This is a genomic window from Weissella sp. ESL1177 (genome assembly GCF_058107185.1).
Map to the genome: position 1 here is coordinate 358,793 of NZ_CM176591.1, position 22,191 is coordinate 380,983.

Here is a 22,191-nt window from a genome sequence, read left to right on the forward strand (position 1 = left end):
TAATTATGTGAAAGTGGTGTAACATGGAAACACTAATTTTTTATTGGGGGAACCTAGTATGACGCCCTATGAGGTAGAACAAAAACGCTTAGATACTGTAATGACAAAAATACAGGATGCTAAGGTAACGAATAAATTACAACAACAAAATGCAATTGATAAAAAAGCTGATGTTGAATCAGGTTGGCAGGATGTCCGTTTCAAGTCGGCAACATATGGTAGTCTATTTGAAACAGCCATGTCGGTACGCCAACAACAACAAATGCTACAAGAACGTGAATTAGCCATGAACTCAGCAGAACATCAAGCGATTGTCTTAGATCGTTTGTCTGAACGGCCATATTTTGCCCGTATTGATGTCCAAGAAGCTGGTAGTAAAAAAGTTGATCAAATTTATATTGGCTTGGCATCATTTTCAGATGGTCCTGATAATTTTTTGATTTATGATTGGCGAGCACCTATCTCGTCACTTTATTATGATGGTGGATTGGGTAAAGTCAGTTATGAAACGCCAGACGGTAAACAAGATGCTGAAGTATCTTTGAAACGCCAATTTCAAATTGAAGATGGGACGATTGTGACTATTTTTGATACCGATGAAGCAGTTGGTGATCAAATGTTACTGAACGCGGTTGCTGGTGAGTCAACAACGAAAATGAAATCAATCGTGACGACGATTCAAAAGGAACAAAACAAGATTATTCGCAATACAGCTGCTGAATTATTATTTGTACAAGGTGCAGCTGGATCTGGTAAAACGTCTGCTGTTCTGCAACGAGTTGCTTATTTGTTGTATCGTTATCGTGGACACTTAACTTCTGGTCAAGTGGTCCTATTTTCACCAAATCAATTATTTAATGACTATATCGATCAAGTCTTACCAGAATTGGGTGAGCAAAACATGGTGCAAATGACCTTTTATCAATATGCATCACGTCGTTTACCAAAATTAAAATTGGAAACACTGCAAGAACGTTTTGAATCACAACCAGCAGGTAGCCAAAAAACAATGATTGATTTAAAGGGTACGAGTGTCTATTTTCATGCGATGCAACAATATGCACAGACGTTGAATCATCATCATATTAAATTACGACCAATTAAGTTCCAGGGTAAAGAAATCATTAGTAAAGAAAAAATTGCGGCGATTTACTATTCATTTAATGATAATTATCGCTTAGGAAATCGGCTACAAGCGACTAAAGAGCAACTAATGAAGATATTGCAAGGCAAGGCAAGTCATGAAGTTCATGCAGACTGGGTCGAAAGTGAAGTACAAAATCTCAGTAAAGAGCAATATGACACGCTGCTACGTGATAAGCCACGTGAATTTGATTCTGATGAAGCAGAATATAAATTCATTGCCAAACAATTAGTCATGAAAGCTTTTACGCCAATTATTCGTGGTGTTAACCGTAATCATTTTATTAATATCAATGAACAATTTATTCATTTTCTAAAATCAGTCCCACAACTCATTGATTTAGCAGCATATGGTATTAGTCTGTCGGAATGGCAAGACGGTGTGAAATACACCGTATCTCAAATGCGTCAAGGCATTTTACCAATGGCAGATATGACACCCTATATGATGTTATTTGATTTAATTAAAGGTAGTCGTGGTGAACGAGATATTCGTTTTGTATTTATTGATGAGATTCAAGATTATACACCTTTCCAACTAGCATTCTTAAAGTTTAGCTTCCCTAAAGCGCGTTTCACAATGCTAGGTGATTTAAATCAAGCCATCTTTACGAAAGAAAATGCAGTGAGTTTGCAAGATGAGTTAGCCCAATTATTTGATCCTCAAAAATCTGAATATATTGCGTTAACACAAACGTATCGATCAACACAGCAAATTACTGATTATTCAAAAGCTATCTTGTTGCACGGGGCTCAAATTGATGCCTTTGAGCGTGAAGGCGCATTACCAGTGGTTTCTGTGGTGTCTTCAATTGCCGCTATGGCAACTGAAGTAGTGACACAGTTAGCAAGTAACTTGGCAGCTAAAGAAACCACAGCCATTATTACGAAAACGTTAGCTGATGCCGAGACTGCCTATGCATTACTACGTGATAAAACGAATGTAACAATTATTCGTACGGAGAATCAGCGTTTGGTACCAGGTACGATTATTGTCCCAGCTTATTTAGCCAAAGGACTAGAGTTTGACGCTGTTATTATGTGGGATGCGTCCGCAAAGGTGTATCATGGAGATGATGAACGACAACTTGTCTATACGATTGCATCACGAGCAATGCATCAATTAACGGTGTTTGCCGTTCAAGAATTGACACCACTTTTGGCAAATGTGGCTGATAACTTATATGAGATGAGGTAATCTGCTATGGCGACAGCACCTTTGAACTTTGCTGTTTTTAATAGAGAAGATTGGCAACAATTAACCAGTAAATATATCGTTCCTGGCAAAATACAGATGACACCAGAGACGTTGCAAAATATCAAAGCCTATAATGATCGAATCGTTATGGCGGATGTATTTGATATCTACGGTCCGTTAGTGAGTTATATTAAATTACGGTATGACCAGTATCGGCGTAACATTACAGAACGGGCGCAATTTTTGGGTCGGCCGGCATCGCCAGGACCGTTTATTATTGGTATTGCTGGTTCAGTTGCGGTGGGAAAGTCTACAACGGCTCGCTTATTGCAATACATGTTACAGTCAGCCTTTACGGACAAACAAGTTGCACTAACAACGACTGATGGTTTTCTACTATCTAATGAGACACTTAAAGCACAAGGTATTTTTGATCGTAAGGGTTTTCCAGAATCATATGATATGCCAGCATTGCTATCCTTTATGAATGATTTAAAGGAAGGACAGCCTAAAGTACATTCACCACGTTATTCGCACGAAAAGTCAGATGTTTTAACGGGTGAATTTGAAGAGTTTCATAATCCAGATATTTTTATTATTGAAGGGATTAATACCTTACAGTCAACAGTCAATACGCCAGTCTATATTTCTGATTTTTTTGATTTGTCAATCTATGTCGATGCACAAACGGAATTGATTGAGCAATGGTACATTGATCGCTTTAAAGCATTGCTAGCAGCTGCTAAACAAGCAAATGATACGAATAACTTTTTCGCTAAATATACGCAAATGCCATTGGCAGAAGCCGTGGCAGCGGCAGATGAAGTTTGGCAGCAGGTTAATTTACCAAACTTGCAAGAGTTTATCTTACCCACCCGTGAACGGGCTGATTTAGTGCTACATAAACTGGCAAATCATGAAATCGACACGATTTGGTTAAGGAAATTTTAGAAATATTACTTTTCAACATGACGATAATGTAACAAAATAACTTAAAGGACGGAAACGAAAGCGTTTCTGTCCTTTATTTTTATGATTTAGGTTGTATTTTTAGGTAGGTTTAACGTTTTAATAAACTTAATAATTCCTTTATATATGCCAATTTGATAGGGGTTTCATTTATTATGTTACAAAAATATGTCTGTAAATCAGTAAATTGATGAGGCAATGCAATTTAATGTAATGCTTATGTAATTTGAAAAGCGCTCAAATTGGTAAACTATTAATTGTTGTTGGGTGAGTGACCCAATCATATCACCTGAGTAGTCACAGGTATCAATTATACAGCAGATAAATTTCCAGTAGGAGCGTTATTAAATTTTATGAGTAAAGTGAAACAAACAGCCTTAGCAGTTGCCGGAGTTGCATCAGTATTCGTTGCCGGTACATCAATCGTCAATGCCGCCTCAACTTATACAGTTAAGGAAGGCGACACATTATCACAACTTGCAAACAAATTTAACATGACAGTTGATGATCTTGTTAAGACAAACAACTTAAAAGACGCGAACATGATTTTCGTTGATCAAAAGATTGAAGTGCCAAGTTCAGAAGACTTGGCAGAATCAGATGTTAATTCATCAGCAGATTCTTCAGCTAACGATGCTGCTTCATTGGCAATGTCACAAGCTGCATCATCAGCTGCTGCTAGTTCAGCCGCTGCTGCATCATCAGCCGCTGCCGCAAGTTCTGCTGCCGCATCATCAGCTGCCGCTCAAAAGGCTGCTGCTAGTGAAGCTGCAACTTCAGCTGTTGCGACACAACAAGCAGCAGCAACGACAACGACACAACAAGCAGCTACAACTACCACAACATCAGCATCAACAGCTGGTGGTTCAGTTAAGGCACAATTCTTAGCTAATGGTGGTACTGAAGCATTGTGGGATTCAGTTGTGATGCCTGAATCAGGTGGTAATCCAAATGCTGTATCAGCAAATGGTTATCAAGGCCTTGGTCAAACAAAGCAAAGCTGGGGAACGGGTAGTGTTGCTAGCCAAACAGCAGGTATGGTTAACTACGCAACATCACGTTATGGTTCAATTGAAAACGCAACGGCCTTCCGCCAAGCAAATGGTTGGTGGTAAAAGTATTTTATTAATCATGATAAAAGATTGAGATAGTTAAATATCTTGATCTTTTTTTATGGATTATTACTCATCTAACAATATGATAAAAAATAATTTTATGCGCATGTGAAAATATCACAAATGATGATTCACAGATTGATATTAATTTGTAAGGGATTTCATGATTGGTGATAGCAGATTATCACAAAATATGAAAATTATGTGTCATGATTAACAAAAAGCTGTTTGTGAACACAATTACAATGTTTGTTAAATTACTTAACAAAAACACTTGAAAAAAATGACTTGACGTTTTAGAATTAACAATTGTGATTAAAGATAAATTAATGGAGGAATAAAGATGGCAAACAGTAAAACTGCAACGCTTGATATGGACGGCAAGCCATTTAGCCGTACTGCCATGGTTGCTGTATTATTAATTGGTACTTTTGCTGGTGCGTTGATGCAAACGTCATTGGGAACGGCAATTCCAACCCTAATGCATGATTTCGATATTTCGTTTGCGACAGCACAACAAGCAACAACATGGTTTTTGCTAGCAAACGGGGTGATGATGCCCGTGTCGGCATTCTTGTCAACTCGTATTCGATCAAAGACCTTATATATTTTGGCGTATGCCTTACTAACATTTGGAATGGCAATGACTGCATTTACACCCGCACGATCAGATATGTGGTGGATGTTCTTAGCAGGTCGTATCGTTACTGCCATTGCTGTTGGTATTACAATGCCTTTGATGCAAGTGGTGATGATTAATATTTATCCAGTGGAAGAGCGTGGAGCAGCCATGGGGATAAATGGTATTGTTATTGGTTTAGCACCTGCTATTGGTCCAAGTCTTTCTGGTTGGATTTTGGAAAAAAATCATGTTTTCTTGGGATTGACGATTTCTGATTCATGGCGAACAATCTTTGTTTTGCCACTAGTTGTTATTGTTATTGCATTTATTTTGTCATTCTTCTTTGTTAAGAATGTTTTGAAAACAAGTAAAATTAAGTTGGATGTTATCTCATTTATTTTGTCAATTGCTGGCTTTGGTGTCTTCCTTTGGGGCTTCACCAATGTGGCAACAGACGGTTGGGGTGATGTCAAAACAGTTATTACGCCAATTATTGTGGGACTCGTTATTATTGCGTTGTTCATTTGGCGTCAACTTAAAATGGATGTGCCATTTATGGATGTGCGTGTCTTTAAGAACAAGCAATTCTCATTGACCACCTTAGCTGTTATGATGGCAATGATGGCAATGATGGGTGTGCAAATGATGTTGCCAACGTATTTGCAAAACGTTCATGGCATGTCAACATTGAATTCTGGATTAGTTTTGTTGCCAGGTGCATTGTTGATTGGATTGTTGGCACCAATTACTGGTCGTGCTTACGACCAAATTGGGGCAAAACGCTTATCAATTATTGGTTTTGGTATCTTAGCATTAGGAACTTTCCCATTCATGTTTATTACCACAACAACACCAGGTGCATTTATCACGACGTTGTACGCCGTCAGAATGTTTGGTGTGGCGATGGCAATGATGCCATTAACAACAATGTCAATGTCTGTGTTGCCACCTGAAGAGGCTGCTCATGCAACTGCATCAAACAACACGGCTCGTCAAGTTGCTTCATCAGTTGTTGTGGCGCTGTTAACATCAGTGACGCAAAATATTATTACAAATAATGAACCAAGTAATGCGTTGAAGACAGCTAACCCACTACAATATGGTTCTGATATTCTTGATGCCTCGATGAAGGGCTTCCGAGTTTCATTTGCCATTGGTTTTGCCTTTTCAATTATCGGTGTTATTTTGGCACTCTTTATTCGTAAAGGTAAAATTATGCCATATGGAACGACAAACCATGTTTCAGTTAAAAATGAAAAGGAGGACTAGATTACATGATTATTATTGTTCTAGCAATATTTACAGTATTAACATACGTGTCATGGATTAACATTAAGCATGTACCAACACGTTTTGTAGCTGGTCTGATTTCATTTGTCTTATTGGCAGCAACGGTTCTATTATTGACAGCAAACATGAATTCTCATTATGGGATGAAGAAAGTGACAACAACGACTGAAAAGACAATTTATTCAGCAGGTGGTTCAAAATCACCAGCAGGGATGTTGATCACGCAGCGTTTAGGAACTAAAGCCGATAACTATGTGATGGTCTATGCTGACCGTGAAGATAGTAAAGCAAAAGCCCATTTTGTACCTAATAAAAAGAAAATGGCTGAAGCTGTTCACAAGCGAGCAACTTATAAGACAGCTGATGTGAATAAAGCCACGGTTAAAACAGTGACAACACGTTGGGAATGGCGCAATAATTTCTTTAAGTCGATGTTAGCTTTCGGTGGTGAAGGTCATTCATTAGTTAAGCAAACAACGACAGTGACAGTACCAGATAAGACTTGGGTTGTTTTGAACGCAAAGCAAGCTAAGCAATTAACAGCCAAGCAAAAGGCTGCTGGCCAAAACAAGGCAGTTGCAGCAGCAACGCAAGCTAAAATGCGATCAGCTGTTCAAGCCAAGGTTGCTGCTTATATGAAAGCAAATCCAAAGGCGAGTGCAAATGATGTTGCTGAGTACACAAAAACGGTCACTGCAGAAATGACAGCGAGTGCGATGAAGCAAATGTTACAATAGTACAAATAAAAACATTGATGATTTAATCGATAATTAATGATTGAGTTGTCAGTGTTTTTTTAATAGATTTTATGTGGCGGTATGAACGCTTTCGTAATAAGTTATCTGATAATAATATAAAATCTGTGTATCATTCAATCTAAACACGTGTTATACTTAAAGCATAGTTTGAAAGATTTTGTTTTATGTTTCTCGGAAATAAGGGCATCTTCGTTTTGGATTATTAATATTATGGCAAGATGCCAGGAGGTTTCAGACATGGAACAAGGAACAGTAAAGTGGTTTAACGCGGACAAAGGTTACGGATTTATTTCACGTGAGTCAGGGGACGATGTATTCGTACACTTCTCAGCAATCCAAACTGATGGCTTCAAGTCATTAGAAGAAGGTCAAGCTGTATCATTTGAAGTACAACAAGGTGACCGTGGTTTGCAAGCTGCTAACGTTACTAAGTTGTAATCAGTAGTCAGCTTAAACAATAATGAAGTCTGGGAGGATTCTCCTAGGCTTTTTTATTTTGATAACGGGAGATTGCATCATGATAACATGGGAAAAAACGATCAAGTTACCTGCAGATCAGCCAGCGGTTTCAATTAAGGAACAATTAATCAGATGGCGTGTGCCACGTCGTATTCGCGGTAATTTTCGAATTGAACGACGGTTATTACATAATGGACGCTATCAACCAACGTCGACAATTTTAAAGCCATATGATGAATTACACATGCAATGGTTACCATCGGATTTTATCACACCTGATTCACACTATGTCCCTGATGATTCACGTGATTTAGATGTGTTATTTGAGAATGATGACTTGTTGGTTGTCAACAAAATGTTAGGCGTGAAGACGCATCCCAATTCACCAGGTGAAGACGGGACAATGATGAATTTTGCGCAGGCTTATTTGGCGCAACAAGGGAAAAATGCTTATATGGTGCACCGCTTAGATGGTCAAACGACCGGTGCGTTAATTATTGCCAAAGTACCTTATGTGGTGCCAATGTTAAATCAAATGCTCCATGATAAAGAGATTAAACGAACGTATCTAGCGTGGGTGGTGGGACATTTTGATGAAACCCATGGCACGATCAATTTCGCCATTGGTGATCATCCAACCAATGACAGGTTAAGACAAGTGAATGGTGCTCATGCGAAAAATGCCGTGACGCACTGGACAGTCGTCAAAAGTCTTTATCAATATACGCTTGTGCGGTTAATATTAGAAACTGGTCGGACGCATCAAATTCGTCTGCATATGGCCGCCATTGGTCATCCGTTGATTGGGGATACTTTGTACAATCCGCAACCAATGAATGATAGATTGTTATTACATTCAGCTGCTGTACAATTACCGATCCCATTTTCAAATGTTGTCAAATCGATTGGGGCGCAGTTACCGGCTGATTTTCCGGTGAATTTTAAGTAAATCGGCTGATTTATTAAGAAATTTAAAAGTTTTCCTATAATTTGTAATGATTTTGTTAAGAACTTTTGGTATTATTAAGAAACGTTAGGAATTAAACGAAAATTAAACACGCATAAACGCGTTATTACTAAAGGGGAAACTTCATCAATGCAAATTAAGTCACACAAGAAAATGTATAAAGCAGGTAAGCAATGGGTTGCAGTTGCCGTTGCAACAACTGCTGCCGGTGTTGCGTTTGTCGGCACAAATGAGTCTGCTTCTGCAGATGTATGGCAAGCAAATACAGTTGATCAAGTTGCATCACAAGTTGCAACAAACGGTGGGATGAATAATTATCAAATTCAATCTGGTGATACCGTTTGGGCATTAGCAATGGCAACGAATGATACCGTTGCAAATTTTGCCGCCACTAATGGGATTGCTAATCCAGATTTGATTATTAGTGGTCAACAATTTAATGGTAGTGCGGTTGTACCAACTTCATCTGCTGCCTCAGTTGCACCAACACAAACGGCTTATACACCAGCAAGTGATGAAGTTGTTGCCTCAGATGTTGCCGCTAGTCAAGCTGCTGCTTCTGAAGTGGCTGCTAGTCAAGCAGTTGCATCATCAGTCGCTGCTTCTGAAGCCTATGCTGCCTCAGTTGCTGCAAGTGTTGCGTCTTCTCAAGCTGCAGCAAAGGCAGCAGAATCAGCTGCAATTTCAGCCGCTGCCGAGTCAGCCGCAGCTGCCCAATCAGCATCATCGGCTGCTGCCGCTAATGCTTCTGCCGTTGCAGCTTCAAACGCTGTCGCTAGTCAAGCGGTTGCGTCACAACAACAGTCACAAACAGCTACGACATCAGCATCAACAACGACTGCTGGTAACGTGGACAATGCAACCTTTGCGGCACTGAAGGCAAAGCGTAGTGGTATGACAACAGAATGGTCGTCAGATTTGGCAGCACAGGCACAGGCACGTGCCCAACAAATTGCCAATAATGGTGGCTCAATTCCAAGTGAACACTGGAGTAATGCAAATGAAGTCATTTCAATCGGCTTTGGTGCAGGTTCATCTGTTGTTGATGCTTGGTATAACGAAACAAACATGACAACAGCATCTGGTACCGGTCACCGAGACTGGGAAATGCGTGCAAGCTCAACGCACTTTGGTTTTGCCCAAGTAGGTAATGTCATTGTCGGCGTATCTAATTAATAAAAAATAAAATGAGATTTGGATATTAACATCCAAATCTCATTTTTTCTTTGTGAATGTGACAATTAGGCCCAGTTTCCTTGACGGAAAACGGGAACAATTTGACCATCTTGGGTGATACCATCAATAGCCATATCAGCAGAACCAATCATGAAATCAACGTGAACCAGTGAATCATTTTGTCCTTTGGCTTGGCGTTCAGCAACAGATAATTGCGTACCATTTTTAATGTTTGATGGGTAGGCAGTACCGAGTGCCAAATGATCTGATGCATTTTCATCAATTAAAGTTGTATAGAAAACAATATTTGCTTTTGAAATTGGTGAATCGTGCGGTACCAATGATACTTCACCTAATGATGAAGCACCACGATCTGTTTTGATCAATTGTCTGAGTGTCTCTTGACCTGTACTAGCCTCGGCTTTTGTGACATGCCCCTCAGCAAAGGTCAGTTTAATATCAGTAATTAAGACACCTGCATATGACAGCGGTTTGGTTGAAGTGACTGTTCCGTGAATATTGCGGTAGTCAGGCGCTGTAAAGACTTCTTCAGTGGGCATATTTGGCACGAAACGATTGCCAGCCTTGCTATATGATTCGGCAGCTTCCCAAACATGATCTTCAGCGAGGCCAATCGTTAAATCGGTTTGTGCAGAATGATAGCGTAGTTCTCGGAAATTTTGTTGATTTAACCAAGTTGCTTTTTCATTCAAGGTATTAATATGGTCTTGCCAATCCGCAATGACATCGTTATCTAAGGAAATCCGATTAATTTTAAAAATTTCTTGCCATAATTTATCTTGCGCCTCAGCTAGTGAAACGTCAGGAAAAACTTTGTGCGCCCATTCTGGACCAACTGCTGAGACAACTAACCAAGCGACATCATTATTCATTGTTGCTTGACGTACAGCAGCATTTGCCTGTTGGAAGGCTTGCTCATATAATGATACGCGGTCACTAGGCACATCGCTGTAACCATCTGGGTCGCTAGACACAATTGAAATTCGAGAGGTTTGATTGGCCATTAATGATTCGGCGCGCACAGATACCCAAGCAGGAATATTGGTTAGTGTTGCTTGATCAGCATGTTTTAGGAATTCACGTTGTAGAATAGCGTCTTGCCATTCAACGAGAACTTGATTAGCGCCTAATTCATAAGCGGCAGCCATAATGCGATGAACAAGGTCCGCTTGATCAATTTCAGCGTAAATAATAATGTCTTGTCCAGGTTTGACATTAATACCAACACGTGTAATCAAATCAGCATATTTATCGAGTAATTGGTCAAAATGTTTCATTGTCATAATACTATCTCCGTTTTTTAAGTTAAATCTCATTTTACAGGAAACTGAGTCATGAATAAACCTTAGACAGAAGATCAACGCAGTGATGACATAAATTGTTGGTTCAAACGATTCATGATATAATGCAACAAATACCGATTGAAGGAGGGTATCATGAGTCGAAAGCAAATTGCGTTATCAGTAATTGGACTCGTCATGATTATCATAGCCGGTTATTTAGCCATTATGTGGTTTAGTGATGATCACACATACTCACGAGAATTGAACAAAGCGCGAGATGCGGTCGCAGTGCAAGATTGGGCAACAGCTAAGCGACACTATCAGGCATCTCGACAGGTCCATGTGTCAGTAGAAAATCGGACAGCTAATGAACAGTTAAATTATTTGGAACGGGCGGATACAGCAATCAAGAAACAAAATTGGGCTTCAGCAAAGAATCTTTATCAGCGTGCGATTGATACGGATGGTGGCGTCGCATTACTAAAAAAAGCAGCTAAAACGAATCAACGTTTTGTAACTGCTAAACAAGATACCAGTAAGTATCAAGCATCTGTGTCATCATTACAAGCATCCGTTGATAAAAAAGATAGTGAAGTAAAAGCGCTTAAAAAACAAATGAGTGAAACTGATGCTTCTATTCAAGTGGTGCAAAATTCTGCGAGTCAAGCGGTTGCAGATGCTAAAGCAAATGCTGATTCAGCTAATAAACAAGCCTCTTCTGCATCATCAGCCTCACAAAAAGCAGCTGATGATGCCAAAAAATCATCAAGTAAAGATGATGATTAATAGATATAGCAATAAATGGTGTATTCTAATACCAAGGGGGTATCGATAATGGCAAGACAAACAGCAATTTTTGCGGGTGGTTGTTTCTGGTGCATGGTTGAACCGTTTGGAACATTACCGGGTATTGAAAAAGTGCGTTCAGGTTATACAGGTGGTACGGTACCTAATCCAACGTATGATGAGGTGGCTGCACATGTCACAGGTCATACGGAGGCTGTTAAAATATGGTTTGATGATGATATCATTTCATATCAAGCATTGGTCGATTTATATTGGCAACTAGCAGATCCAACAGATGCCATGGGGCAGTTTGCGGATCGTGGGGATACCTACCGCCCCGTCATTTTTGTAAAAGACGACGTACAACGTCAAATTGCAACGGCATCAAAACAAGCACTAGATGAATCAGAACGCTTTGATCAACCAATTGTGACAGCGATTGCAGACGCACAACCATTTTATGATGCAGAAGAAGCGCATCAACAATTTTATAAGAAAAATCCATTACGTGAAATGTTAATGATGATACCACGTAAAAAGTATCAACAAAAATATTGGTCAGATAAGGAGGTGACAAAGCATGACAAAGCCTAGTCAAGCGGATTTACGCAAACAATTGACACCAGAACAATATGCGGTCACACAAGAAGCAGCCACTGAGACACCTTTTAATAATCAGTACGATGCCTGGTTTGAGGATGGGATTTATGTCGATATAGTGAGTGGTGAACCTTTATTTAGCTCACTAGATAAGTATGATGCTGGTTGTGGGTGGCCGTCATTTACCAAGCCTATTGAGAAAAAAGCAGTAAAACGACATCTTGATACGTCACATGGGATGTATCGAACTGAGGTGCGATCAACTGAAGCAGATTCACATTTGGGACATGTTTTTACGGATGGTCCGGCTGCACAGGGTGGTTTACGGTATTGTATGAATTCAGCAGCGATGAAATTTATTCCAGTTGCCGAATTAGCAAACCAAGGTTACGCAGCATATGAATCATTATTTAAAACTGAATAATAATTTAGTTATATCGGTGACTAACAAAAAAAGCCACTTTCATGGTCAGAAACATGAAGGTGGTTTTTCAGACCTAATAAATATTGAAAGTGGGGGCATTTCAAGATGAAGGAGTTATTACTAGCTGTTCAACCATTAACTGAACAAGAGACAGATCAATTAACTGAAAAAAAAATTGGCGTTGTCACACCAGCAACGGTGACAGATCAGCAATTGTCACAAGTAACAATTAGTTATGGTTGGTCGCCTGATTTAGGTAAAAAAATCTTAGGAAATCCAGCGAATCAATTACGCTGGGTACAATATCAAGGTGCCGGTGTGGATGCATTACCATTAAAGACATTTGCAAAACGGCATATTTTGGTGACCAATGCGAGTGGTGTGAAAGCAGCCCAGATTGCCCAAACAGCAGTGAGTTATTTAATGCATTTTGCACGAGGCTTACATGTTTATCAAGATCGTCATGTTTGGCGTGAATATGAAGATCAATACACTTTAGATGAATTGCCAACGGTTATCTTTGGGACTGGTAAGATTGGTCAAAAAATTGCAGAATATTTATCACCATATGGTATGCCCATCTATGGTGTGAATTCATCAGGACACCAAGTGGCTGGTTTTGATAAGGTCTTTGCTTTAAATGATTTATTATCGGTTTGGCCGGATGGGATTCAAGTCATTATTAATACGCTACCAGACACGCCAGCAACGCACCGCTTTTTTAATGCGCAAAATCATAAAATATGGGGTGAATTGTTTTTGCTTGTTAATGTGGGACGTGGTGGTACGGTTGATGAAAAAGAATTGATTGCATCGTTACAATCTGGTCGTATTCGTTATGCTGCTTTGGATGTGACAACGGTTGAACCGTTGCCAGAAGATTCAATGTTATGGCAGCAGCGTAATTTGTTGTTGACCCAACATACATCGTGGGCAAACCATACTTATCCAGAGCGACGGTCGGGGGATGTCTTTGGTATTTTACTCGCCAATTTACCCGCTTACTTAAATCAAAAGCCACTAGTAGAAAATGTTGTTGATCTCACAAAGGGTTATTAATGTCTGACTTATTTTTTTACGTAAATTGAAAAATTAGCGAATTAACGACGAACAATACAGGTATCATGTGTGTATGACTAATTTAAGTGGAGAGAGTGGACAAAATGGATTGGTTACTTTCAAAAAAAGATGAAGAACGATTAGCATTACATAGATATTTAATTACCCACCAAAGCAAAACATTCCTAATTAAGGATTTAATAGCTGCAATGGGGTGGTCACGCTACCGTGTCTTGCAAGCATTGCAACAGCTAAATGCTGATTATCAAGAAATGAATAAGTCAACACAGACCTTTATTGATGTGTCAGATGCAAATCGGACAATGACTTTACAAGACTTGCAATTAGTTAGTGTGGCGGCTTTGAAGGGCTTTTATTTACGACAATCATTAAAATTTGAATTATTATTAGATGTTTTTTTAGAAGATGTACACTCTAATGAAACGATTGCATTTCGTCATTCTTCAAGTACGACGGTTGTCCGTATGACCAAGGAAGAAATGCGGCTACATTTAAAACAATATCAAATAGATATTTCTGACAACTATCAGTTAATTGGTGACGAGCAACGAATTCGCACATTAATGATTGAGTTGATTTATTTAGTGTACGCAAATCAACCATTACCGTTTTCGGCTGATACAAAAAAATATACGCAACAGGTACAACAAGAATTGGTGCCGCTGTTGACAACTCGGGCAACGATTAAGCGTATTTTAGAAATTACCATTGGTGTTTGGTATACGCGTTTTATGGCGGGTCACCAGATTCAAGAGACTGAAGACAATTTACTAAGACCAACAGCAGAGTTACATCCGGCAGCGCGAGAGTTGATTAACAAGTTTTGCACTTATTTGAAGGTTCGTTCAGAAGTTGGTAAAACAATGTTAGATACTGAGCTGCGTTATGGTGTTGCTGTTTGTTATGCTTTGGGAATTGTGCCCACAGCAGATTATTTATCAGATTTAACGCTGCATAATCAGACAAAAATTAATCAGGTGATCAATCAGATAACAGTGGCATATCAAGATTTTTTTGGTCAAGATATGTTGCCGCGCCAGGAATTGATGACATTAATTGGACCGTTGCTGATTCGCGTACAGTATTTTCCACCCTATGACATGGGAACGACCTATGATTTGGATTTCCAGAGCAAGGCCTATCCGATTCATACGGCTTTTACAAAGCGCATTATCAGTGAACTAGTAGCCGTGTTTCAGTATAGTGAAGATGATTTGCTAGCAATGATGTTCAGTCCCTTACTGAACGCCTTTATCAAAGCATTACCTGTGAATGATATTTTACCTGTCATCACGATTACAATTGATTTAATTGGTATGTCAGCCTTAGAAGACTATCTTAAGCAGATGGTCATGCAATGGCATGCTTTAAATATCGTGATTACCCATGAATTTACAGATCAGACAGATATTTATTTGTCTAACGTCACGCTCAGCCAAGAAGTCCCAGGGTTTGCTTGGCATGCCATTCCGGAGTGGTCAGAACGATTAGCTTTACGACAATTGATTGTTGATTTAACATTGCATCGGTTTAATGAAATTTAATATTTAAGTGTGAATAGTGGTCATTTACAGCCTTTTTTGTTACAATTCTGTTATAAAGTTGTTACTTATTTTACTTAGTAATTGACTTTCTGTTGGGGGAGTATCAATAGGAGGGGTAAATCATGAACAAGACAGTTGTAGCCGGTGCTGCAGTCGTTGTGGTTGTGGCAGCCGCTGGCGGCACGTACGCCGTATTACATACGCCGAAACGCCAATTTGAAACAAACTTAACCAAGCTTTCAAAGAGTGATGATAATATTGCAAACTTTAGCGCAAAAACTAGTGGTGATGCAGATGCAACGTCGAGCGTTAAGGGCAAAATCAAAATTGATGCGAAAGATAAAAATAAAATGGATATGGTTATGACATTAAACGAAAAAAAGAAGTCACAAACCATGCGCATTAAGGCCAATAAACACACGGCTTACATTTCAGCGGCCTTTTTGAAGAGTTCTTATCAGGCGTATGGGTTAAATGGTATGTCTAAAGTATTGCAGTCAGTTGATCATTATTGGCTTCGTGCTTCAGATGTCGATTCATCATACAAAAATGTTAAGACGTCCCAAGTACGTTCAGACACTGATAAAACAGTGGCCTGGTTTAAAAACCTAGATGGTCATAAGTTTAAGAAAGTCGCAGATGGCTATCAAGTTAAGCTGAATAAAGCTGATTTAAAGAGCCTTATGACGACCATTGCTAAAACAAAATCTGGTAAAGAAATCACGAAATCAGAGTGGCGAGAGGCGAAGTCTTCATTGAACGATGTTAAGCATTTGAAGTTTAATATGACGTTGGGTGACAAGGGCCGTTTGATGAAAATGGACTTCTCAGGTAAAGAAGATGGTGAAGTGGGGCGGATAAATTTCAAAACGACAACCAAGCGTGATGATAATTACCGTGTGAAGATGCCAGCTAAGAAGAATATTAAGTCAACGTCACAATTGACGACGATCGTACAAGATAAGATGATGGATTATTATTCTGACAAGTATGGTAGTGACGATAGTTCAATCTATGGTTCGTATGACGATGATGATTCAAGTGGTAGTTCATCTTCTTCAGGTAGTAGCCAGTCATCAACCGCAACGATTTAATGGTTAGAGATAGGGAGGAAAATGTTTTGTCAGAAAAAGTATTAGTTGTTACCTCAGAAGCAATTGCTGGATATCATGTCGTTGAAACCTTCGGTGAAGTGTTTGGGCTAACGACCCGTTCACGTAACGTCATTTCATCGTTTGGTCAATCACTGAAAACAATTGTGGGTGGTGAAATTAAAGGTTATACGAAATTACAAGATACTGCACGAGATGATGCAATCGATCGTTTGCGGACAGCTGCAGCAAAAATGGGTGCCAATGCTGTTATCATGATGCGTTTTGATTCATCATCAGGCACTATTGGTGATTCAGTCGCTGCTTACGGTACGGCTGTTCGTATTGAAAAAGATAGCGATGACTAATCTGGCAGATTAGCCATCAGTACGAAATAACGTAGAACCAAAAATTGAAGAATATTATATTCCAACTGAAGCACAATGCTGTGTTTCAGTTTTTTTGTATAAAAAGATAAAAATGCTGGTATCAGGCACTGTATCAGTTGCAGATTGCACAAAATTGATATAAACTAAAAATATTCGAGACGTGATGTCTTATTTTTTTGTAAATATAAAAAAATAAGACGATGCAAAAAAGTAGTCAATTTAATCATTTCATAATGGTTAATCAAGGTTAATGGGCATAACTAAAAAGTGATGGGGAATGGAGTCATACCATGGGCAAAGATTTAAAATATTTGACTGTACATGATGTACAGAAAATCATGTTAGAGATTTTGTCTGATATGGTGAAATATTTTAATGAACATGATTATCATTATGTTTTAACGGGTGGTAGTGCTTTGGGCGCAGTACGTCATCATGGCTTTATACCATGGGATGATGATGCGGATGTGGCATTACCAAGAGATGAATATGAACGTTTTATTCAGGAATATCAACCGATCAATAAACGGTATGAGCTGTTGACCCCAACGAATACACACGACTGGTTATATGCCTATGCCCGAGTGAGTGATACACAAACTCAGGCAAATGGTAAGTGGGCTGTCGTCCATAACGGTGTCTACGTTGATGTTTTTCCAATTGATGCCATACCAAGAACTTCATTCGGACAGCGAATAGCTTATTACCGAATGAAGTATCTCGATGTGATGCGTAACTCTACGCGACGAATAGCGATTTCAAAACATGAACCTGGGTGGTGGTTAAAGCCATTGATCATCAAGTACGCGCAACGACATGCAATTACCTGGTGGGTGCATAAAATGGATGTATTGGCACGGCAAATGAACCGACATTATGCGGGTAAATCAAATATGTATAGTCTATATATTGTGCAGGGATTGAATAAAACGCGAGAAAATTTTCCGTTGATGATTTACCAAAATCGTCAGTCAGTCAGGTTTGAAAATCTAGATGTTTACATTCCTGCTGATAGTGAGCACTACCTCACACAGATGTATGGCGATTGGCAACAGTTACCAGCAAAACGCAAACGAAAAACGCACGCTCGTTTCTATTATAAAGGAGTAGAAGTACATGATTAGCTTATACATACTACTCATAGCTAGTGTTGTTGCAATCTTTGGCTTAATTGTGACAATTTTTTCATATATTAAGAAAGTAGATCGTTCTAAGCGAATGGGCCATTTCTTCCTAGTGTTTGGTGTCATTGTTGCAGTGATTGCTGGCTTTTCAATGAACAAGGAAAAGGAAGCTCATCAAGCAGTGGTGGCACACCAAGAAAAGTTGCAAGCTGAACAAATTTATGAAGCTGGACTTGTCCATATAAATGATAAGCAGGTGCGTATTAAAAACGGTCAAGCAAAAGTGACCATTCACGTGTCGGCAAATACAAAAATAAAAATACATAGTAGTCATAAACAACTACATGACTTAGATTACAAGCCAATTAAAGAAAAAAAAGATATACGGGTCACTTTTGTGATGCCTGGTGAGTATACTGTCACAGCAACCCGTGGTCAAAATAAGGTTGTGAAACATATTACGGTATCGAAGAGTAATCATAAAAAGGTGACTGCTTCTTCAAGTTCATCATCTAGTAAAGTTGTTTCTGAAACATCCGACGATACGGCTGTGTCAGATACGGCCGTTGAAGATACCAGTTCAGAAACAGTAGTTGAATCAGATGTGACAGAAAGTGATACGACGGACACAACGGTGACGGACGTGACACCGTCAACGGATTATCAACCGGTTTGGACACCATCAACTGATACAACAACGACCGATGGTGGCACAACGAATGATGGTACGACTGACACACAAGCATCGGCTGATAGTGCCACAACTGATACAACCTCAGTACCGGATGAACAAAGTGATACGACTGGTAATATTGGAGAATGAAGATAGGTTAGAAAATGGCTGAGAAAAAATTAACGGTCGTTGCAAATCATGTGACCAAACGATTTGATTTGGCAGAACGACAATCAGATAAAGTAAAAGCTGTCTTTAAATTCTGGGGTAAAGGTATTCCTAATTTTTGGGCAGTCAAAGGGGTATCTTTTGAGGCGCATGCTGGGGAAACAATCGGGGTGATTGGAACCAACGGGTCTGGTAAATCAACCTTGTTAGAGATGGTGGCCGGGTTAACGCAACCAACGAGTGGTCAGATGACGATTAACGGCTCAACCTCCATTATTGCGATTGGTGCTGGTATGCGTCCCCAATTAACTGGGCGGGCCAATATTCGTTTAAAAGCTTTGATGCAAGGAATGACAGAAAAAGAAATTGAAGCCAAGATGGATGATATCATTGAGTTTTCTGAACTGGGTGATTTTATTGATCAACCGGTTAAATCTTATTCGTCAGGAATGAAGTCTAAATTGGGATTTGCAATTTCTGTCTATTCGGATGCAGATATTGTCATTATTGATGAGGCCTTGTCTGTTGGTGATCCAACATTTACGCAGAAATCTATGGAACGAACGAAACGCTTTAAAGAAGAGGGCAAAACAATTTTCTTCGTATCACATTCAGTTGCCCAAATGCGCCAAATGGCTGATCGTGTGATTTGGATGCATTATGGTGATATTCGGATGGATGGTCCCATTGATGAAGTGATGCCAGAATATGAACATTTCTTAAAGCGATTCAACCGTTTTTCAGAAAATGAACGGTTAGCGTACCAAAAACGTTATAAAGAGGCACAGAAAACATTTACGTTGGCACACTTGAAGCAAATTGAACTGAATCGACAAATGCTAAATGATCCCACGATTGCGCTGCAACGTCAAAAAGAAAATGAACATGTTTTTATTGAAGATAATGAAAAAATGGGTTGGTTAACGCGTATTTTCTTAACAGTCATGATTGTATTGACGGTTGGTCTGATTAACAAGCAATTATTAAACATGTCGTGGGCCAATGTCGTAGCGCATCCGACACATTTAGTGACAAATTTTGCCCCCTCAAAGTTAGCGCAGTTAGATCAACGTCATGGCCGTGGTGGATCAGTAAGGCCACAAGAAGCACCTGTTTATGAGGCGACACAAAATACGTATACCGTTCAAGACGGTGAGACGTTAGTAGGCATTGCAGAAAAGACTAATATTTCAGTGGAAGCAATTATGCAAGCCAATCATTTAACAGATCAAGTGGTCACACCTGGACAGGTGTTAACCTTACCGGTCGAGAGGTAGTTATTTTGAAAGATATTTGGAAAATTTTTAAAGAGTTGATCAAAAGTTGGCCGGTTGTTCGACGGATTGCACGTTATAACAATGATCAAACGTATCGACAAAATTATTTAGGTGATTTTTGGCATTTTGCTGATCCAGCATTACAAATTGGAATCATGATTCTCATGTTTGCGGTGCGTGGTGGTGGTGATAAAAGTAATCCCAACGCGACCGGTTTATCGGGATACGTTGCCTGGATTGCTTTGGGCATGGTTATTTATTTTTTTATGGAAGCTGCAATGAAAAAATCAGCAAAAAGTATTCAATCACAAATTAACATGTTATCACGCATGAAATTTTCTTTGTCAGCTATTCCGATGACTGAAATAGTTACAGAGTTAAGACGCTTCTTTATCATGCTGGGGATGGCATTTTTTGCCATTTTGTTTATGAATGTTAAGCCCACCATTTATTGGTTACAATTTTTTTATTATTTCATTGCAATGTTTTTATTTCTATATGCTTTATCATTAGTAACATCAACTTTAACGGTGTTAGTTCCTGACTTTTATAATGCTTATGCTGCAATACTACGTGTTGGCATGTGGATATCAGGGGTCATTATACCAGTGGATAGCCCTAGTTTTCCATTGTTACTATCAAATATTTTAAAACTTAATCCGCTTTATTTTATTATTCACGGATTTAGGGAAACGGTGTTGGAAAATCCAGTCTGGTTTTGGCACAATATGACGGCTAATCTTTTGTTTTGGGGAATTACGATTATCCTGTTGGTCGTTGGAGCACACATTCATATGCGTTTCCGTAATCGTTTCATGGACTTTATATAAAAGGTAGAAATAATGAAAAGAAAATTAGGTGTTATTCAAGTATTAGCGATTTTAATTATTGGTATTATGATTGGGGCATTTGCTGAACGTGCACATGTGTTTGGTTATGCGGACAATACGCCAATTATTCCAAGCGGAACATATAAGACAACAAAATCAGATAGATGGTCGAAGATTAAATTTTCTAATAATGAGTTAAAAGGTGCTGATGGCAGACGTACCATTATTGTTGATAACAGATATACAAATAGAACTCGAGGTCGATTAATTATAGCTAGTTTAAATCAAGGAAATCATTCTTGGTCATACTATGTTGAAAAAATTAAAGAGGGTTGGCGTATAAGTCCAATTATTAATGGGAAACCAGATCATAATTCAGATTTTATTATATATGCTAACTAAATTAATAAAACCAGGCTATTAAGTCTGGATACATATAGAAAATTAAAGAAGGATATACACATGAATAATCACGTGAAAATCATTATTGAGAAATTGGGAAAAACTGATATTAGCATTATTAAAAAATATGTTGCTAATATGAGTCAATTAATTGGTAGTTCAGTGTCGCTAACTATCTTAGATCCACGTTATAAAGGTGATTACAACACACTTATTCATGAGTATGAACAAATATCAAGAGAATTCCCTGGAGCACAAATTGAAGGCTTTTATGTTTCACAGTATTTACACAGCAATGTTCGCGATAACGTTAATACATTGACAAAAAATTACATTGGTAATCAAAAAATGGTTGTTGAAACAACGCCAGCTGGTCAACGTGTGTTTAAACAAAATGGTGAAGTTAGAATTGCCATCATTACAAATAAAGCAGGTAAAGTGACCGCGGTTGATTTTGCGAAACCAGGTGAAAAACGACCACATCAACGAGTGTCAGTTAATAGTTCTGGTAATGTACAGGTCATTCGTCATTTTGATACGAAAACAAAGTTACCACTGTCTGATGAATATGTTGATACGGCCTTAGTCCCACAGTTAGTTGTGCACTTTGACGACCGCGGTTTGCGATCAGATTATCAACTAGTCGGTTGGGATGAGCCCATTGTTTATGATGAAGTTGGTTTATATGAACAATGGTTTGATCGCATCATTGAGCCGGATGATTATGTCATTAATTTAAACCGGCATTATGACGTGCTATTTGAAAGTAAACATGACGTTAAAAAGGTCTTTCTAATGTGAG

Annotated in this window: 22 protein-coding genes; 21 read left to right on the plus strand and 1 reads right to left on the minus strand. The window is 38.9% G+C overall.

Annotated features, from left to right (window positions below):
- The first annotated feature begins 58 nt into the window (after nucleotides 1–58).
- The 8 genes from helD to AC3B5D_RS01800 all read left to right on the plus strand — a co-directional run bounded on the left by helD (nucleotide 59) and on the right by AC3B5D_RS01800 (nucleotide 9,697).
- Nucleotides 59–2,341, plus strand: coding sequence for an RNA polymerase recycling motor HelD (gene helD, locus AC3B5D_RS01765; RefSeq protein ID WP_489839811.1), 2,283 nt, complete (start codon nucleotides 59–61; stop codon nucleotides 2,339–2,341).
- Nucleotides 2,342–2,347: 6 nt separating this feature from the next.
- Nucleotides 2,348–3,292: a type I pantothenate kinase gene (gene coaA / locus AC3B5D_RS01770; protein WP_489839810.1), complete on the plus strand. Its 945-nt coding sequence runs from the start codon at nucleotides 2,348–2,350 to the stop codon at nucleotides 3,290–3,292.
- 371 nt (nucleotides 3,293–3,663) lie between these two features.
- On the plus strand, nucleotides 3,664–4,425 hold the full coding sequence (locus AC3B5D_RS01775) for a LysM peptidoglycan-binding domain-containing protein (protein ID WP_489839809.1): 762 nt from the start codon (nucleotides 3,664–3,666) through the stop codon (nucleotides 4,423–4,425).
- Nucleotides 4,426–4,768: 343 nt separating this feature from the next.
- Complete coding sequence (locus tag AC3B5D_RS01780; RefSeq protein ID WP_489839808.1) at nucleotides 4,769–6,316, plus strand: MDR family MFS transporter; 1,548 nt, start codon at nucleotides 4,769–4,771, stop codon at nucleotides 6,314–6,316.
- Nucleotides 6,317–6,321: 5 nt separating this feature from the next.
- Nucleotides 6,322–7,074, plus strand: a complete 753-nt coding sequence (locus AC3B5D_RS01785) for a DUF4811 domain-containing protein (protein WP_489839807.1) — start codon at nucleotides 6,322–6,324, stop codon at nucleotides 7,072–7,074.
- Between the two features lie 258 nt (nucleotides 7,075–7,332).
- On the plus strand, nucleotides 7,333–7,533 hold the full coding sequence (locus AC3B5D_RS01790) for a cold-shock protein (protein WP_150190573.1): 201 nt from the start codon (nucleotides 7,333–7,335) through the stop codon (nucleotides 7,531–7,533).
- Between the two features lie 79 nt (nucleotides 7,534–7,612).
- Entirely contained in the window at nucleotides 7,613–8,503 is an 891-nt protein-coding gene (locus AC3B5D_RS01795) for an RluA family pseudouridine synthase (RefSeq protein ID WP_489839806.1), read from the plus strand.
- A gap of 147 nt (nucleotides 8,504–8,650) precedes the next feature.
- On the plus strand, nucleotides 8,651–9,697 hold the full coding sequence (locus tag AC3B5D_RS01800) for a KxYKxGKxW signal peptide domain-containing protein (protein WP_489839805.1): 1,047 nt from the start codon (nucleotides 8,651–8,653) through the stop codon (nucleotides 9,695–9,697).
- 65 nt (nucleotides 9,698–9,762) lie between these two features.
- Here the strand turns inward: AC3B5D_RS01800 and AC3B5D_RS01805 are convergent, their stop codons facing one another.
- Nucleotides 9,763–11,001: an aminopeptidase gene (locus tag AC3B5D_RS01805; protein ID WP_489839804.1), complete on the minus strand. Its 1,239-nt coding sequence runs from the start codon at nucleotides 10,999–11,001 to the stop codon at nucleotides 9,763–9,765.
- A 153-nt stretch (nucleotides 11,002–11,154) separates the two neighbouring features.
- On the opposite strand from AC3B5D_RS01805, the gene AC3B5D_RS01810 reads away from it, so the two are divergent.
- The 13 genes from AC3B5D_RS01810 (at nucleotide 11,155) to AC3B5D_RS01870 (ending at nucleotide 22,190) form a co-directional block, all read left to right on the plus strand.
- Nucleotides 11,155–11,787 (plus strand): hypothetical protein, encoded by a 633-nt coding sequence (locus tag AC3B5D_RS01810; RefSeq protein ID WP_489839803.1) that lies wholly within the window; start codon nucleotides 11,155–11,157, stop codon nucleotides 11,785–11,787.
- Between the two features lie 48 nt (nucleotides 11,788–11,835).
- Nucleotides 11,836–12,381 (plus strand): peptide-methionine (S)-S-oxide reductase MsrA, encoded by a 546-nt coding sequence (msrA, locus tag AC3B5D_RS01815; RefSeq protein WP_489839802.1) that lies wholly within the window; start codon nucleotides 11,836–11,838, stop codon nucleotides 12,379–12,381.
- Nucleotides 12,368–12,811, plus strand: coding sequence for a peptide-methionine (R)-S-oxide reductase MsrB (msrB, locus tag AC3B5D_RS01820; protein ID WP_489839801.1), 444 nt, complete (start codon nucleotides 12,368–12,370; stop codon nucleotides 12,809–12,811). The genes msrA and msrB overlap by 14 nt, the downstream gene beginning before the upstream one ends.
- Nucleotides 12,812–12,916: 105 nt before the next feature.
- Nucleotides 12,917–13,870, plus strand: a complete 954-nt coding sequence (locus tag AC3B5D_RS01825) for an NAD(P)-dependent oxidoreductase (protein ID WP_489839800.1) — start codon at nucleotides 12,917–12,919, stop codon at nucleotides 13,868–13,870.
- A 104-nt stretch (nucleotides 13,871–13,974) separates the two neighbouring features.
- Nucleotides 13,975–15,435 carry a helix-turn-helix domain-containing protein gene (locus AC3B5D_RS01830; protein WP_489839799.1) on the plus strand — a complete coding sequence of 487 codons (1,461 nt, stop codon included), beginning with the start codon at nucleotides 13,975–13,977 and terminating at the stop codon, nucleotides 15,433–15,435.
- A gap of 122 nt (nucleotides 15,436–15,557) precedes the next feature.
- Entirely contained in the window at nucleotides 15,558–16,529 is a 972-nt protein-coding gene (locus tag AC3B5D_RS01835; RefSeq protein WP_489839798.1) for a hypothetical protein, read from the plus strand.
- A gap of 26 nt (nucleotides 16,530–16,555) precedes the next feature.
- A complete protein-coding gene (locus AC3B5D_RS01840; protein ID WP_489839797.1) occupies nucleotides 16,556–16,894 on the plus strand; it encodes a heavy metal-binding domain-containing protein in 339 nt (112 codons plus the stop codon).
- A gap of 311 nt (nucleotides 16,895–17,205) precedes the next feature.
- Nucleotides 17,206–18,039: a LicD family protein gene (locus AC3B5D_RS01845; RefSeq protein WP_489839796.1), complete on the plus strand. Its 834-nt coding sequence runs from the start codon at nucleotides 17,206–17,208 to the stop codon at nucleotides 18,037–18,039.
- The gene (locus tag AC3B5D_RS01850) at nucleotides 18,032–18,862 is read left to right on the plus strand and encodes a hypothetical protein (RefSeq protein WP_489839795.1); all 831 of its coding nucleotides are present in this window, start codon (nucleotides 18,032–18,034) and stop codon (nucleotides 18,860–18,862) included. Before AC3B5D_RS01845 ends, AC3B5D_RS01850 begins: the two co-directional genes overlap by 8 nt.
- 14 nt (nucleotides 18,863–18,876) lie before the next feature.
- On the plus strand, nucleotides 18,877–20,157 hold the full coding sequence (locus tag AC3B5D_RS01855; RefSeq protein ID WP_489839794.1) for an ATP-binding cassette domain-containing protein: 1,281 nt from the start codon (nucleotides 18,877–18,879) through the stop codon (nucleotides 20,155–20,157).
- 5 nt (nucleotides 20,158–20,162) lie between these two features.
- Nucleotides 20,163–20,987 carry an ABC transporter permease gene (locus tag AC3B5D_RS01860; RefSeq protein ID WP_489839793.1) on the plus strand — a complete coding sequence of 275 codons (825 nt, stop codon included), beginning with the start codon at nucleotides 20,163–20,165 and terminating at the stop codon, nucleotides 20,985–20,987.
- Nucleotides 20,988–20,999: 12 nt separating this feature from the next.
- The gene (locus AC3B5D_RS01865; RefSeq protein WP_489839792.1) at nucleotides 21,000–21,389 is read left to right on the plus strand and encodes a hypothetical protein; all 390 of its coding nucleotides are present in this window, start codon (nucleotides 21,000–21,002) and stop codon (nucleotides 21,387–21,389) included.
- A gap of 60 nt (nucleotides 21,390–21,449) precedes the next feature.
- On the plus strand, nucleotides 21,450–22,190 hold the full coding sequence (locus AC3B5D_RS01870; RefSeq protein ID WP_489839791.1) for a hypothetical protein: 741 nt from the start codon (nucleotides 21,450–21,452) through the stop codon (nucleotides 22,188–22,190).
- The last annotated feature ends 1 nt before the right edge of the window (nucleotide 22,191 follow it).

Coding starts and splice junctions, on each gene's coding strand:
- helD (WP_489839811.1), top strand. CDS start 59: ATGACGCCCTATGAGGTAGAACAAAAACGCTTAGATACTGTAATGACA.
- coaA (WP_489839810.1), top strand. CDS start 2,348: ATGGCGACAGCACCTTTGAACTTTGCTGTTTTTAATAGAGAAGATTGG.
- AC3B5D_RS01775 (WP_489839809.1), top strand. CDS start 3,664: ATGAGTAAAGTGAAACAAACAGCCTTAGCAGTTGCCGGAGTTGCATCA.
- AC3B5D_RS01780 (WP_489839808.1), top strand. CDS start 4,769: ATGGCAAACAGTAAAACTGCAACGCTTGATATGGACGGCAAGCCATTT.
- AC3B5D_RS01785 (WP_489839807.1), top strand. CDS start 6,322: ATGATTATTATTGTTCTAGCAATATTTACAGTATTAACATACGTGTCA.
- AC3B5D_RS01790 (WP_150190573.1), top strand. CDS start 7,333: ATGGAACAAGGAACAGTAAAGTGGTTTAACGCGGACAAAGGTTACGGA.
- AC3B5D_RS01795 (WP_489839806.1), top strand. CDS start 7,613: ATGATAACATGGGAAAAAACGATCAAGTTACCTGCAGATCAGCCAGCG.
- AC3B5D_RS01800 (WP_489839805.1), top strand. CDS start 8,651: ATGCAAATTAAGTCACACAAGAAAATGTATAAAGCAGGTAAGCAATGG.
- AC3B5D_RS01805 (WP_489839804.1), bottom strand. CDS start 11,001: ATGACAATGAAACATTTTGACCAATTACTCGATAAATATGCTGATTTG.
- AC3B5D_RS01810 (WP_489839803.1), top strand. CDS start 11,155: ATGAGTCGAAAGCAAATTGCGTTATCAGTAATTGGACTCGTCATGATT.
- msrA (WP_489839802.1), top strand. CDS start 11,836: ATGGCAAGACAAACAGCAATTTTTGCGGGTGGTTGTTTCTGGTGCATG.
- msrB (WP_489839801.1), top strand. CDS start 12,368: ATGACAAAGCCTAGTCAAGCGGATTTACGCAAACAATTGACACCAGAA.
- AC3B5D_RS01825 (WP_489839800.1), top strand. CDS start 12,917: ATGAAGGAGTTATTACTAGCTGTTCAACCATTAACTGAACAAGAGACA.
- AC3B5D_RS01830 (WP_489839799.1), top strand. CDS start 13,975: ATGGATTGGTTACTTTCAAAAAAAGATGAAGAACGATTAGCATTACAT.
- AC3B5D_RS01835 (WP_489839798.1), top strand. CDS start 15,558: ATGAACAAGACAGTTGTAGCCGGTGCTGCAGTCGTTGTGGTTGTGGCA.
- AC3B5D_RS01845 (WP_489839796.1), top strand. CDS start 17,206: ATGGGCAAAGATTTAAAATATTTGACTGTACATGATGTACAGAAAATC.
- AC3B5D_RS01850 (WP_489839795.1), top strand. CDS start 18,032: ATGATTAGCTTATACATACTACTCATAGCTAGTGTTGTTGCAATCTTT.
- AC3B5D_RS01855 (WP_489839794.1), top strand. CDS start 18,877: ATGGCTGAGAAAAAATTAACGGTCGTTGCAAATCATGTGACCAAACGA.
- AC3B5D_RS01865 (WP_489839792.1), top strand. CDS start 21,000: ATGAAAAGAAAATTAGGTGTTATTCAAGTATTAGCGATTTTAATTATT.
- AC3B5D_RS01870 (WP_489839791.1), top strand. CDS start 21,450: ATGAATAATCACGTGAAAATCATTATTGAGAAATTGGGAAAAACTGAT.